Below are 14,421 nucleotides of genomic sequence, written 5' to 3' on the forward strand. Positions count from 1 at the left end.
CTATTTTACATCATTGTATGCGTAAAGACAATATTACATAAAGCTCGTTCTTCTCTCAATAATTCATTTTAAATTATAACATTTTTAAATAAGCTCTGTCACAACTTCTGCTGAAAGAGATTTGAATGAATTGTGACATTCAGGAGGTACATAATGAAACAACGCTATATGCTGCCGGGCGGGCTTCTGCTCCTTACCGGTCTTTATTTTCTTGCTTTAAAAATGAATGCACTCGATATCGTTCCCGGCGTCTTAACAGCCTGGCCGGTCATCCCTGCAGGTGTCGGCATCCTGCTGCTGCTCGAAGGCTTCAGCCGGAAAGACGAGCAGCGGATGTTTGCCGGAACGCTTCTCACCGGAATGGGAGCAGCCTTCTATGGAGCTTATGAGCTTGGACTATGGCAGATTTCCGCTCCACTTATGCTGCTCGTCATCGGAGCAGCCTTCCTCGTTAAGTACAGTGCCGGAAGACGGGAAGGACTGGGAACGGCACTACTGCTCCTTGCACTCGGCGCGCTGCCGCTTCTTCTCCCTGTTTCTGTGCTGTCACTCAGCGGGAATGCCTGGCTCTCCTGGTGGCCGGTAATTCCTGTCGTACTCGGTTTGTATTTTCTTTTCGTGCGGCGGTAGAAAGCATCGCCTATTGAAACCTGAAAGAGGCCGGTCAGACGTATCTGACCGGCCTCTTTCTAAAGGCATCTGCGCCTCCGCTATACATTCAGTGCACTGCGGATGGCACTCCAGGCTTTCTCTTTGTTATGCCCGGTTTCCGAAGAAAATACAATAATCTGATCTTCTTCCTCCAGCTGCAGTTCTTCTCTGATGACTTTCTCCTGCTGTTTCCACTTTCCTTTTGGCAGCTTATCAATTTTCGTACCGATCACGATGACCGGCAGTTCGTGATGCTTCAGCCAGTCATACATCATGACATCATCCTGCGTCGGTTTGTGACGGGCATCGATCAGCTGAACAACTGCGCGGAGCTGCTCTCTCTCCTGAAAGTAGGCTTCCATCACTTTTCCCCATGCAGCACGCTCCGTTTTGGATACTTTTGCATATCCGTACCCCGGAACATCAACAAAATGAAACCGATCATTGATCCAATAGTAGTTCAGCGTCTGTGTTTTCCCGGGCTGCTGCGATGTGCGGGCCAGCCCTTTTCGGCCGAGGAGCTTATTAATAAAGGAAGACTTCCCTACGTTGGACCTCCCGGAGAGAGCTATCTCCGGGAACGGTCCTTTCGGGAATTGATCCACCCTGGCGCAGCTGATCGTCAGCTCGGCTGATGTTACTTTCATTTCTTTTCCTCCAGTAGTGCATGCTTTAATACATCATCGAGATGAGTGACCGGAATAAATGTCAGGCCGCTTCGGACACTGTCCGGAATATCTTCCAGATCTTTCTCGTTTTCTTTAGGCATGATAATATGCGTAAGTCCCGCACGGTGGGCACTCATCGCCTTTTCTTTTAAACCGCCGATCGGCAGCACACGTCCACGGAGCGTAATCTCCCCGGTCATACCGACTTCACGGCGGACCGGACGTCCGGTTAACGCAGAAATGAGTGCTGTCGCCATGGTAATACCGGCAGAAGGTCCGTCTTTTGGAACAGCCCCCTCCGGAACATGGATGTGAATATCATTTTTCTTATTGAAATCGGAAGGAATATTCCACTCATCTGATTTCGTACGGATGTAGCTGAATGCCGCCTGCGCCGATTCCTTCATCACATCTCCCAATTTTCCGGTCAGTGTAAGCTTTCCTTCTCCGGGACTGAGAGCGACTTCGATCGTCAGCGTATCTCCACCGGCAGCCGTATAGGCAAGTCCTGTGGCTGCGCCTACCTGATCTTCAAGCTCCGCTTTTCCGTAGCGGAACTGCTTTTTGCCCAAATAATCTTCCAGTGTTTTACTCGTAACGATGACGCGCTTTTTCTCATTCGACACAATCTGTTTCGCTGCTTTCCGGCACACTTTCGCCAGCTGCCGCTCCAGATTCCGCACGCCTGCTTCTCTCGTATAGTACCGGACGACATCCAAAAGCGCCTCGTCGCGCACCTGGATCGTTCCTTTTGTCAGACCGTGCTCCTCCACCTGCTTCGGGAGAAGGTATCCTTTAGCAATTTCCATTTTCTCCACTTCGGTATAGCCGGGAATATGAATAATTTCCATCCGGTCGCGGAGCGCCGGTGGAATAGCACCTATATTGTTTGCAGTCGTTACGAAAAGAACTTTGGATAAATCATATGGTTCTTCGATAAAATGGTCACTGAATGAATTGTTCTGCTCCGGATCCAGTACCTCAAGAAGGGCCGCAGACGGATCGCCGCGGAAATCATTAGCCATTTTATCAATCTCATCGAGCAGGAAAACCGGATTTGTCGTACCGGCTTTTTTCATACCCTGGATAACACGTCCCGGCATAGAGCCGACGTACGTTCTCCGGTGGCCGCGGATCTCTGCTTCATCCCTTACACCACCGAGGGACATGCGCACAAACCGGCGTCCAAGCGAACGGGCAATCGAGCGGGCGAGGGACGTTTTACCGACACCCGGCGGTCCGGAAAGGCATAAAATCGGTCCTTTCAGCTTCTGTGTCAGCTGCTGGACAGCAAGATATTCGAGCACACGCTCTTTTACTTTTTCCAGACCGTAATGATCTTCGTTTAAAATCGCTTCCGAGCGGTGAATGTCGAGCTGATCTTCTGTTTCTTCGCTCCATGGAACCTGCGTGAGCCACTCAATATAGTTGCGGATGACGGAGCTTTCTGCTGCATTGGCAGGCATTTTCTCATACCGCTTCAGCTCTTTCAGTGCTTTTTCTTCAATCGCATCCGGCATATCGGCGTCATAAATCTTTTCCCGAAGCTCTTCGGTTTCCCCTTCTTTTCCTTCACGGTCCCCGAGTTCTTTCTGGATCGCCTTCATCTGCTCCCGCAGATAATATTCTTTCTGCGTGCGCTCCATCGATTTTTTAACCCGCTGGCCGATTTTTTTCTCCAGTCCGAGCACTTCCCGCTCATTGGCAAGAATACGGAGAATTAATTTCAACCGTTCTTCCAGGTCAATCGTTTCCAGAACCTGCTGTTTCTGAAGGACTTTCAGCGGAAGGTGGGACGTAACAATATCAGCAAGACGTCCCGGCTCGTTAATATCCGATACCGAGGCAAATGTTTCCTGCGTAATTTTTTTGGAAATCTGTGTATACTGCTCAAACTGCTCAAGCACGTTTCTCATCAGTGCCTGTTCTTCAACTGTCGGTTCCATGCGTTCTTCGATTTCATCATACGTCACAGAGGTATACTCTTCCCCTTCTGCGACAGCTTTCACGCGTCCGCGGTGCAGCCCTTCGACGAGCACACGGATCGTGCCGTTCGGCAGTTTCAGCATCTGTTTCACATGCGCAACCGTGCCGACGGTGTAAAGGTCTTCTTTGGAAGGATCTTCTGTGGATACTTCTTTCTGCGTCAGCAGAAAAATATTGTTCTCTTCCACCATTGCCTGCTCCAGCGCGCTGACGGACTTTTTCCGGCCTACATCCAGATGGAGAACCATCGTCGGGTAAACCAGGAGCCCCCGCAGTGGAAGCAGTGGAAGCTGGGAATTCGATTCTGTCACTAAAACGCACCTCCTGCACTAACTGTTAACTGTCTTTACCCGGAGTAAAGCAGCCTGACACTTCTATCCTGATTCTTCCGGCCACAAAAAAGAGGTGTGCAGCCGCAGGCTTCCAAAATAGGAAACAGCCTGTCACGCCGGCATACACACCTCCTGCTGATTCATCCAGTTATTTAAGCACTTTCTCTTGGTTCTTTTGAAATCTCGTCTCCGTCTTCATCAAGCAGCGTCGGTGTTTTATTATCCCGAACGGTTTCATCTGTGATGATACATTTAACGATATCCTCTCTTGAAGGAAGATCGTACATAACATCAAGCATCAGCGACTCAATAATAGAGCGGAGTCCACGTGCGCCTGTCTTACGCTCAATCGCCAGTCTGGCAACCTCACGAAGTGCTTCATCAGTAAACTCCAGCTCGACGTCGTCAAGCTCGAGAAGCTTTTTATACTGTTTAACAAGCGCATTTTTAGGCGCCGTCAGTATTTCTACGAGTGCTTCCTCATCCAGGTATTCAAGGCTTGCAATAACCGGCATCCGTCCGATGAATTCTGGAATCAGACCATAGCGGAGAAGGTCTTCCGGCAGAATTTTGGAAAGATACTGATGCTCTTCAAGCTGGGAGGTTTCCATTTCTGAACCGAACCCGATTACTTTCTTACCAAGGCGGCGCTTAATAATCTGGTCGATTCCGTCAAAGGCACCACCGATAATGAAGAGAACATTCGTTGTGTCGATCTGGATAAATTCCTGATGAGGATGCTTCCGGCCGCCCTGAGGAGGCACACTTGCCGTTGTTCCTTCAAGAATTTTAAGAAGCGCCTGCTGCACGCCTTCACCGGAAACGTCCCGTGTAATGGACGGATTTTCTGATTTACGTGCCACTTTGTCAATTTCATCGATGTAAATAATGCCGCGTTCGGCTTTCTCCACATCGTAGTCTGCAGCCTGAATAAGCTTCAGCAGAATGTTTTCCACGTCTTCACCGACATAGCCTGCTTCTGTTAGAGACGTTGCGTCTGCAATGGCAAACGGAACGTTCAGAATGCGGGCAAGTGTCTGGGCAAGCAGCGTCTTACCGCTTCCTGTAGGGCCGATCAGACAGATGTTACTTTTCGCAAGTTCCACCTCATCGTTTTTACTGGAGGCATTTATACGCTTGTAGTGGTTATAAACGGCAACAGACAATGTTTTCTTTGCCTGGTCCTGGCCAATTACGTATTCATTCAGAATATCGCGGATCTCCTGTGGCTTCGGAATATCTTCCAGCTCCACTTCTTCCTCGGAGCCGAGCTCCTCTTCCACGATTTCCGTGCAGAGCTCGATACATTCATCACATATATAGACACCCGGGCCTGCGACGAGCTTACGGACCTGATCCTGGGTCTTGCCGCAGAATGAACATTTCAGCTGGCCCTTTTCTTCATTAAATTTGAACATTGTCTTTCACCCCTCTTGGTAAGTATTGAAACATACACGCGGCAGTCCAGCCAAGCTATCCGACTCATCTTTTCCGGGAACCTGCGGTACGCGTCAATAATGAGTTAACTGAATTGTACCATAGGAAAGGAAAACTTCCTATAATACGCATTCTTATCAGCCTCCACGTTAGCGGAAGCAAACGGTTATGTCAACTAATATCCCTATGTATGAAGAAACAAGGCACGACATGCCGCGCCTTGTTTCCATTATTTCTTATGCTTCTTCGGAAGGAGCTGTCTTTGTGCTCTGATCTACGAGGAAATCAATTGCTTTGCGTACCTGCAGATCATCCTTCAGCACATCTGTGCCGCCCTGCATCGCAAGAAGCTGCTTGATTTCATCAACAGGACGCTGATACATTTCAGCCATGTTCTCAAGCTCCTGATTCACATCTTCCTCTGTTGCTTCCAGATTTTCCGCTTCAGCAATCGCTGCAAGCGTCATGTTCATGCGCACACGCTTTTCTGCATCTTCACGGAACTGCTCTTTCATGCCTTCCTCGTCCGTCTGTGCGAACTGGTAGTACATGTCGAGAGACATTCCCTGAGACTGGAGGCGCTGGCTGAATTCCTGAAGCATGCGGTCGATCTCCGTGTCGATCATTGCCTGCGGCAGGTCGATCGAAGCATTCTCCGTCGCTTTTTCCACCAGTGTATCCTTCATGTTCATGTCTGCCTGCTGGGCTTTATCTTTCTCCAGCTTTTCACGGAGCTGCTTTTTCATGTCATCGATGGACTCATAGGACTCATCCACATCTTTTGCAAACTCATCATCAAGTTCCGGAAGCTCTTTACGCTTGATATCGTGAACGGTTACTTTGAAAACCGCCGGCTTTCCAGCGAGCTCTTCAGCATGGTACTCTTCCGGAAATTCGACTTCTACATCTGTCTCTTCTCCAGCAGCAGCACCGACAAGCTTTTCTTCAAAGCCTGGAATGAACTGACCGGATCCGATTTCCAGGGAGTAGTTCTCTGCCTGACCGCCTTCAAAGGCTTCTCCGTCAACGAACCCTTCAAAGTCCATGACAACCGTGTCGCCTTCCTGAACCTTTCCGTTCTCAACAGCAGTAAGCTCTGCGTGCTCTTCCTGCAGACGGCTCACTTCTGCTTCTACTTCTTCGTCCGTTACGTCCACGGATTCTTCTTCCACTTCCAGACCTTTGTACTGGCCAAGCTCTACTTCCGGCTTCACCGTTACAGTCGCTTTAAATTTCAGCGGCTCGTTTTTCGCCATATCTTCCAGGTCGATCTCCGGCTGGTCTACAGGCTCAATGCCCGCTTCTTCTACAGCTTCAGAGTATGCCTGAGGCAGAAGAATATCGAGTGCATCCTGGTAGAGAGATTCTACGCCGAAACGCTGTTCAAAAATAGGACGCGGCACCTTTCCTTTACGGAAGCCCGGTACGTTCACCTGCTTCACTACTTTTTGGAATGCTTCATCCAGTGCTTTGTTTACGCGCTTGCTGTCAACTTCTACAGAAAGTACTCCTGTATTGCCTTCTTGTTTTTCCCAATTTACTGCCATAGGATCTATTCCCTCCAACAATTGTGTTCAAATTCGCTTTTTTACAACCACTACATTATAACACAGCACTACTGCTTTTCAACGATTTACGCGGATTCTTTGCACTTATCTCCATTATGTATCCGTAAGCAGCGGTTTTTCTATCTCTTCGATCCGGGCCGAAGCCTTCAGCACATCTTCATTCAACTCTTCCTGAGCCTCTTCGCCATGGAGCAGACGCCTGCCGGTGTGAAGAAGTGCCTCGACCCATATATCCGCATTCAGCGGCTCCGGCGTTTCCGGATACAGAGCAAATAAGTAATGCCACCACAGCTGTTCCACCATGTCCTGAAGCATCGGATCCTTCTGTCCCAGTTTATCATTCAGTGATTCAAGCACCCTCGTACCGAAAGACTCATGAAAAACATCTTCCAGTTCCTCAGCCTGAACTGTGTAAAGACGTCCAAATTTATGTATATCAAACGATTTTCTGCTGCCAAGCTCTTTTAACAGCTGCAGTATATAGCTTTTCAGCACCGGCGACTGATCTTCTTTGATGAGAAACTCAGCGAATACCTGCTCCACAGTAGATAATGGATACCTTCCGAGCTGCTGAACCGCCCCGATCTGCTGATCCATGGAACCTCCGTAAAGCTGGGAAGTAAGTATTTCCGGATCCGGAAGTGAAGGTGCCTCTTCTTCCTCGATATCTGTCTCCGCCCCTGTCATCTGTCTGGCGAAATCCAGAAGCTGATAAAAGTGTTCGGCACTCGCTGAAGGAAGACGGTCCTCTTCAATAACTCCTTCCAGCACGTCCACCACCTCCTGGTAGCTGCCGAGCTGTACAAGGATCGATATGTATACCTGAAGCACTTCATAGTAATCCCCGAGACCTTCCTCCAGCATGGAAAGACAGTAGCTTCTTGCCGTTTCCAGCTGATTCATCTCAATATGCGCTATGACAAGGCCGTATCTTGCCTGGGAATGTGTCGGTTCCATTTCCACTACCTGACGGAAGCAGGACGCAGCATCGTAATGTCGTTTTTCCTTCAGTGCTGTCATTCCACGTTCCACGAGTCTGGAAAGCAGGCCGGGAAATAAAACGACGTTATCATCCCGTTCTTCTTTTTTCATTTTCTCACCCCCCTGTGTAAGAAGTATCTACCGTTAGTGTACCAATCGTCCTGACGAAACACAACGAAGGTCTGTTGTTATATTCCCTTACGGCGGGTTTCCAAACAAGTGCAGTTTTTCATCTGCAGCAGAACCGGGTATATTCTGCTGCAGGGCGGATGCATCCGCTGCCGGCACGTATGTCTATGCCAGCTGCCCAAACATAAGAAAAACCCCTTGTGCACCAAGGGGCTGGATCATAAACAATATGGCATCCCAGGCAGGGCTCGAACCTGCGACCTACGGCTTAGAAGGCCGTTGCTCTATCCAACTGAGCTACTGGGACATGAAGAAAGTGCCGCAAAAGCGACACTATTTAATATAAACAAAACTTCCTTTTCTGTCAACCGGTGTTCAGAAATGTTATACCGCGAAGTGTGTGGAGAGATCGTCCACTGATTCGCCCTCCATCGTGTAAAACTGGACAGTAATGCCATTTTCCTGCTTCTCCAAAATCACGTAGGTTCCTTCTTCTCTGCCACGCGGAAGCCTCATACTGCCGGGATTAATGAGAATACGCCCGTCATTTTCCACCGCAGCAGGCTGGTGGGTGTGACCGAAACAGACAACATCGGCGTCCGTCTCGGCTGCCCGGTAAACGAGATTCATTTCCGTCGTTTTTACATTCAGAAGATGACCGTGAGAGATGAAAAAGCGGAGATCTCCGAATGTTTCCACCCTCTCCTCCGGCATACTGCTGTCCATGTCACAGTTCCCCCGTACAACCGCTGTACGATTAATTGCCTCGGAGGATGCAGACAGCTCCGAATCACCACAGTGGATAATTCCTTCCACCTCTTCATGGTGTCGATGAATAATTTCCTGAACTTCTTCTTGCCAGCCGTGGCTGTCACTCATAATCAGTACTTTCATACACTGCCGCCTTTCTCTGTACCGAGCCATTCTTCTATCACCGATTCCAGGCGGTGCAGCGCATCTGCCCGGTGGCTCAGCTGATTTTTCTCCTCCCGCGTCAACTCTGCCATATACTTTTCTTTTTCCGGCAGATAGAACAGTGGATCGTAGCCGAAACCGCCGTCTCCGTGAAGCGACGTTCCGATTTTTCCGCTGCAGGTGCCACGGAGCGAGTGTGTCCCTTTCTCGGGTGAATACACAGCGAGTACACATACGAAACGCGCCGTGCGGTTCTCGACTCCTTCTAATTCGTTGAGAAGTCTGCGATTGTTTGCTTCATCGTTTTTTTCTTCTCCTGCATACCGGGCGGAATAAATGCCGGGTGCTCCGTCCAGTGCGTCGACTTCCAGTCCGGAATCATCAGCAAGCACGGGCATCTGGAGCTGCTTTCCGGTTTCTTCCGCCTTTTTTTCGGCATTCGCTTCAAACGTTTCGCCATCCTCGATGACGTCGATATCCTGATCGATGTCATTCAGCGACAAAACATCCCATCCATAGTTGGAAAAAAACGCCCGGAATTCTTTCATCTTGCCTTCATTCTTGGTCGCAATCAGCAGTTTACGTGACATTGGATGTCTCTTCCTTCCGCGCTGCGTCCAGCTTCTCCCCGAATGCTCCAAGCGTTTCTTTCTGGAGAGCAAAGAGGGTTTCAATTCCCTCTTCCGCAAGATCCAGCATTTCATTCAATTCCTGTCTGGTAAATGTAGCTTCTTCCCCGGTTCCCTGTACTTCCACCAGTTTACCGCCGCTCTGCATAACGACGTTCATATCGACATCTGCAGTGGAATCTTCATTGTAATCCAGATCCAGAAGTACTTCTCCGTCAGCGTTCACTCCGACAGAAACCGCGGCAAGAAAGCCGGAGAGCGGGTTCTCCGTTATCTTTTTGGCTTCAAGCATCCGGCTGACGGCGAGGCCGACAGCTGTAAACGCCCCTGTGATCGCTGCAGTCCGTGTTCCGCCGTCAGCCTGTATGACATCACAGTCGACCCAGATGGTCCGTTCTCCAATTGCGCTCAAATCGACGACCGATCTCAGCGCGCGGCCGATCAGCCGCTGAATTTCCATCGTCCGGCCTGCTACTTTCCCTTTCGAAGACTCCCGTATGTTCCGCTGTTCCGTTGCACGCGGAAGCATAGCGTACTCCGCAGTAATCCAGCCTGTTCCTTTGCCTCTCAGAAATGGCGGCACACGGTTCTCTACACTTGCTGAGCAGATGACTTTCGTATCGCCGAATGTGACGAGTACAGAGCCTTCCGGGTGCTTAATATAATCGGGTATCATTTCTATTTCTCTCATTTGCTGCGCCTGTCGGTTTTGTGCACGCATTGTGTCACTCTCCTTTATCTTTTTCCATTGTATCACGGAAATCACCGAATCTCATTCTACGCAATTCCGTGTCTGATGTGAACCATTTTTCAAAAGTGGACGCAGTTGAATCGGCAGCTATCCGAAAAAACCCGGAACCTGTATGGTCCGGGCTTGCTTCTTACTGCCTCCGTTGAGAAGCGGTTCAGCGGGATCGTCCTGCTCTGCTTTGCTCCAGCTGGAGAGAATAGACTGGAAGTTCTTTACCGATCCAGCTGAATGCGATATGTTCAAAATTTGTCGTGCTGCCTGTCGTGTAAAACCGATGATTCGGCGGGCGGTCACTGCTGCACTGCAGCTTTTGAAAATAGAGAAGAGAACTTACTTCTCTGGCCGTTTCTTCGCCGGAGGCAATCACGGTTACACCGCTCCCGCAGGCTTTCTGGATCTGCGGCGCCAGGAGCGGATAATGAGTGCATCCAAGGATCAGCGTATCAATATCGTATGCAAGCATCGGCTCCAGTGATTTTCTGACGATACTTTCCGCTTCCGGCTTCCAGGCTCGTCCGCTTTCCACGAGCGGTACGAATTCCGGACAGGCAAGGCTGACGACCCGGACACGGTTATTAATGCTTGTCAGTTCCTGGTGGTAGGCCCCGCTGTGGATCGTTCCTTCCGTCCCGATCACGCCGATATGTTCTTTGTCCGTCGCTTTCAGCGCTGCAACGGCACCGGGATGAATCACGCCGAGCACCGGAATGGAGAGCTTTTCCCGCGCTTCTTCCAGGACAACGGCAGTTGCTGTATTGCAGGCGATGACGAGCAGCTTTATATTCTTTTCCATGAGATAATCAATCATTTCCCATGTAAAGCGGCGCACTTCCTCCTCCGGTCTCGGTCCGTAGGGACAGCGCGCCGTATCACCGACATATACTATTTCTTCTTTTGGCAGCTGACGCATTATTTCCTTTGCGACAGTAAGTCCTCCCACACCGGAATCGATAACGCCGACAGGGCGGTTTTGATTGGATTCTGCTTCATTCATGTACTGATTCGACCCTTCTTCAAGTAAACTGTTTCAGCGTTCAGCCTGAGCTCTTTAGAACGACTTCCACGTTTCTGCATCCCGCTTCATTTCATCAAATAGAACCGATAGACTGTGTTCCAGAAAATCGACGTTCTCATGACTGAAATTTTCTAACACGTTCTGCAGGTACACCTGACGCTGCTGGATTACTTCCCGGATAATGGTTTTTCCTTTATCGAGAAGATGGATGCGGACAACGCGCCGGTCATTCTCATCTTTAACCCGCTCCACCAGTTCATTTTTTTCCATCCGGTCTACTAAATCCGTTGTAGTACTGCAGGCGAGATACATCTTGGACGACAGTTCACCGATCGTCATATCTCCGTACTCGTGCAGCCACTGAAGCGCTACAAACTGCGGCGGTGTAATTGGGAACTCATTTAGTATTTCACGGCCCTTCTGCTTCACAATGTCCGCTATCATTCGGAGCGACCGTTCAATAGCTTCGACCTGATCTAATTCCACATGAACTGCTTCGCGGTTTGATGACATGTACCCCTCTCCCTTTCTATGAAAAGCCTTCTTTTTCCCATTGTCTCTGGTTTCGAAGGAAATATCAAGTCAAAGAAAAGGTGTTAGACAGAAGTTAATTCGCCCTAGCTTCCGGAATTATGTCCGTCTGCTTCGGCAGGGCACGTAAAATTGCCGTACCATATTCAGAGCCTCTCCTTCAGAAAAAAACGAAATAAACCAGGCAGAAACCGCCTGGTCTTAAGTTTATTTAATAGGTTCCCGCTTTCTGCCTGTACCTGCAGCCTTACGCGTTCCGGAGGGAATCTGAAAAGCGGAAGCGGCCTGGTTACGAGCGAGCCGTCCTGGAGGCCCTGCCGACGAAAGCTGCTCTTTGCTTTCTTCGGCAGAGGTGAAGGAACCAGAGCGGGTGCTGGAGCTGGACAACGCTTCTTTTATAAGAAGCATGGCTCCGCACGGCCGCGCCGCAGGCCAGAAATTCGCTGCCCTGCGCCTCAAACCATAGGCCGGCTCCGCTCATGCTCTGCAGCCGTGCAAACAGCGCCCGGCTGGAAGACAAGCCCACGGCAAGCTTCTGCCGAGTAGCAGAGAAGTTCTACCAACAGAAGCAAATAGTTAATTCAGCAAAGCTTTAAAATGCCAAAACCCTTGGCATCCCTGCTTGGAAGAGGTTTTGGATTTTATACATTCTTATTAGTGAACAACAAAACGCTCCCGAAAGCCCGGTTGAGGGCATCGGAAGCGTTTTTTCTGCTTGGCGCATCTGTTATCAAGAGAGCGTAAACTGCTTCTCTACAAGTGCTTTCACTTCTTCATCTGTCGAAAGCGTCAGAGCTTCTTCTGCTGCCCGTTCTGCTTCTTCCTTTGTAAACCCGGTCAGCTGTGTTCTGGCCGGAAGAATGGAGGTGGCACTCATGCTGAACTCATCGAGCCCGAGTCCGACAAGAAGTGGGACTGCAATCGGATCGCCGGCCATTTCGCCGCACATCCCCGTCCACTTTCCTTCTTTATGGGAAGCATCAATAACCATTTTTACGAGATTTAGAATTGCCGGGCTGTACGGCTGATACAAGTAGGAAACCCGTTCATTCATCCGGTCCGCGGCCATCGTGTATTGAATCAGATCATTGGTGCCGATACTGAAAAAGTCGACTTCTTTCGCAAACTGCGGTGCCATGACAGCTGTAGATGGGATTTCCACCATAATACCGACTTCCAGGTTGTCACTAACCGGCGTCCCTTCAGAGACGAGTTTTTCTTTTTCTTCTTCAAGAACCTTCTTCGCTTCCCGGAATTCCTGAAGTGTTGCAATCATGGGGAACATCACCTTCAAGTTTCCGTGGGCACCGGCGCGGAGAAGCGCACGGAGCTGCGTCCGGAACATATCCTGCATTTCCAGGCAGAGACGGATCGCACGGAAGCCGAGAAATGGATTCATCTCTTCAGGAAGATCGAGGTATGAAAGCTCTTTATCGCCGCCGATATCAAGTGTCCGGATGACAACCGGACGGTCCCCCATCGCTTTCACCACACGGCTGTAAGCTTCGTACTGCTCTTCTTCACTCGGGAGTTCACTGCGACCCATATAGAGAAATTCCGTCCGGTACAGACCGACGCCTTCTCCACCGTTGCTCTCGACACCTTCCAGATCATCCGGTGTTCCGATATTGGCAACGAGCTCGACGTGGTGGCCGTCTTTCGTTTTCGAAGGCTCATTTTTCAGCTTCGCCCATTCTTCTTTCTGCCGGGCAAAGTCTTCCTGTTTTCTACGGTACGCCTGAAGCTGATCTTCATCCGGATTGATGATGACATCGCCGCTGATGCCGTCGACAATGACCATCGCGTGCTGCGCTGTTTCTTCAGTCACGGTCTTTGTGCCGACAACAGCTGGGATCTCCAGCGAACGCGCCATAATAGCCGAATGGGACGTTCTGCCGCCGATGTTTGTGACAAAGCCTTTAACGAACGCTTTATTCAGCTGGGCTGTGTCGGATGGAGTAAGATCTTCTCCGACAATGATCACTTCCTCATTCAGCTCGGCAAGAGAAACGATCGGTTTGCCGAGAAGGTGGGATAGGACACGCTTGGATACATCCCGGATATCCGCAGCCCGCTCTTTCATGTATTCGTTGTCCATGCTTTCAAACATCGTGATAAACTGGTCCGCCAGCTCACGGAGTGCAAACGAAGCATTGACGCTGTCATCCTGCACTTTCTGCCGAACTGCGTCGACAAATTCCGGATCCGAAAGTACGAGAAGGTGGGCAGAAAAGATTTCCGCGTGCTCTTCGCCCATATCCTGACGCGCTTTCTCTTTAATGTCTTCGAGTTCTGCTCTGGATTTCTCCAGTGCTTTATCAAACGCTGCAATTTCTTTTGCAGCATCCACGCCTGTCTTTTTTTCCACCGTCAGATCAGGCTCTTCATAACGGAACGCTTTTGCAATGGCTATTCCTGCGGAAGCACCGATACCTGAGAGGGAAATACTCATTATTCGGACAGCCCCTGCTTCATAACCTCATCCAGAGCGGAGATCGCTTCTTCTTCGTCCGGACCTTCTGCTTTAATTGTTACCTCGGAACCCTGCCCGACACCAAGGGACATAACACCCATGATCGATTTCAGGTTTACGGATTTTCCGTTATATTCAAGTGTAACTTCAGATTCGTACTGTCCTGCTTTGTTTACCAGCTGCGTCGCCGGGCGAGCGTGAATTCCTGTTTCTGCGGTAATTTTGTAAGTCTGTTCTGCCATGATAGACAACTCCTTTAGATTAATTAAATTCATTTGTCCGCCTGAATCCGCATGGGAAAACCGGCACACTCATATGTTTTTTATCATACAAGCGAACGCTTCCATTAGCAAGC

Annotated in this window: 13 protein-coding genes and 1 tRNA gene; 1 reads left to right on the forward strand and 13 read right to left on the reverse strand. The window is 49.7% G+C overall.

All coding sequences use genetic code 11. The features are described from left to right. The first annotated feature begins 153 nt into the window (after window positions 1-153). A complete protein-coding gene (locus C6I21_RS12290; protein ID WP_105959778.1) occupies window positions 154-630 on the forward strand; it encodes a LiaF transmembrane domain-containing protein in 477 nt (158 codons plus the stop codon). Window positions 631-710: 80 nt separating this feature from the next. On the opposite strand, the gene yihA is transcribed toward C6I21_RS12290, so the two are convergent. From yihA to C6I21_RS12360, 13 genes are all read right to left on the reverse strand, one after another. Next, window positions 711-1,298 carry a ribosome biogenesis GTP-binding protein YihA/YsxC gene (gene yihA, locus C6I21_RS12295; RefSeq protein ID WP_105959779.1) on the reverse strand — a complete coding sequence of 196 codons (588 nt, stop codon included), beginning with the start codon at window positions 1,296-1,298 and terminating at the stop codon, window positions 711-713. Further along, entirely contained in the window at window positions 1,295-3,616 is a 2,322-nt protein-coding gene (lon, locus tag C6I21_RS12300; protein WP_105959780.1) for an endopeptidase La, read from the reverse strand. Before lon ends, yihA begins: the two co-directional genes overlap by 4 nt. Before the next feature lie 173 nt (window positions 3,617-3,789). Beyond that, a complete protein-coding gene (gene clpX, locus C6I21_RS12305; RefSeq protein WP_105959781.1) occupies window positions 3,790-5,055 on the reverse strand; it encodes an ATP-dependent protease ATP-binding subunit ClpX in 1,266 nt (421 codons plus the stop codon). Window positions 5,056-5,310: 255 nt separating this feature from the next. Beyond that, window positions 5,311-6,621: a trigger factor gene (gene tig, locus C6I21_RS12310; protein WP_105959782.1), complete on the reverse strand. Its 1,311-nt coding sequence runs from the start codon at window positions 6,619-6,621 to the stop codon at window positions 5,311-5,313. A gap of 114 nt (window positions 6,622-6,735) precedes the next feature. After that, window positions 6,736-7,734, reverse strand: a complete 999-nt coding sequence (locus C6I21_RS12315; RefSeq protein ID WP_105959783.1) for a tetratricopeptide repeat protein — start codon at window positions 7,732-7,734, stop codon at window positions 6,736-6,738. A 248-nt stretch (window positions 7,735-7,982) separates the two neighbouring features. Then, a tRNA-Arg gene (locus C6I21_RS12320) sits at window positions 7,983-8,059 on the reverse strand. Window positions 8,060-8,136: 77 nt separating this feature from the next. Beyond that, window positions 8,137-8,646 (reverse strand): metallophosphoesterase family protein, encoded by a 510-nt coding sequence (locus tag C6I21_RS12325; RefSeq protein WP_105959784.1) that lies wholly within the window; start codon window positions 8,644-8,646, stop codon window positions 8,137-8,139. Continuing rightward, window positions 8,643-9,257, reverse strand: a complete 615-nt coding sequence (locus C6I21_RS12330; RefSeq protein ID WP_105959785.1) for an XTP/dITP diphosphatase — start codon at window positions 9,255-9,257, stop codon at window positions 8,643-8,645. Before C6I21_RS12330 ends, C6I21_RS12325 begins: the two co-directional genes overlap by 4 nt. Beyond that, the gene (gene rph / locus C6I21_RS12335; protein ID WP_105959786.1) at window positions 9,247-10,017 is read right to left on the reverse strand and encodes a ribonuclease PH; all 771 of its coding nucleotides are present in this window, start codon (window positions 10,015-10,017) and stop codon (window positions 9,247-9,249) included. The genes C6I21_RS12330 and rph overlap by 11 nt, the downstream gene beginning before the upstream one ends. Window positions 10,018-10,201: 184 nt before the next feature. After that, on the reverse strand, window positions 10,202-11,041 hold the full coding sequence (racE, locus tag C6I21_RS12340; RefSeq protein ID WP_105959787.1) for a glutamate racemase: 840 nt from the start codon (window positions 11,039-11,041) through the stop codon (window positions 10,202-10,204). Window positions 11,042-11,095: 54 nt separating this feature from the next. Then, the gene (locus tag C6I21_RS12345; protein ID WP_105959788.1) at window positions 11,096-11,575 is read right to left on the reverse strand and encodes a MarR family winged helix-turn-helix transcriptional regulator; all 480 of its coding nucleotides are present in this window, start codon (window positions 11,573-11,575) and stop codon (window positions 11,096-11,098) included. Window positions 11,576-12,323: 748 nt separating this feature from the next. Continuing rightward, window positions 12,324-14,045: a phosphoenolpyruvate--protein phosphotransferase gene (ptsP, locus tag C6I21_RS12355; protein ID WP_105959790.1), complete on the reverse strand. Its 1,722-nt coding sequence runs from the start codon at window positions 14,043-14,045 to the stop codon at window positions 12,324-12,326. Continuing rightward, entirely contained in the window at window positions 14,045-14,308 is a 264-nt protein-coding gene (locus C6I21_RS12360; RefSeq protein WP_105959791.1) for a phosphocarrier protein HPr, read from the reverse strand. Before C6I21_RS12360 ends, ptsP begins: the two co-directional genes overlap by 1 nt. Window positions 14,309-14,421 lie beyond the last annotated feature (113 nt).

The organism is Alkalicoccus urumqiensis (assembly GCF_002993335.1).
Classification (GTDB): Bacteria; Bacillota; Bacilli; order Bacillales; family Salisediminibacteriaceae; genus Alkalicoccus; species Alkalicoccus urumqiensis.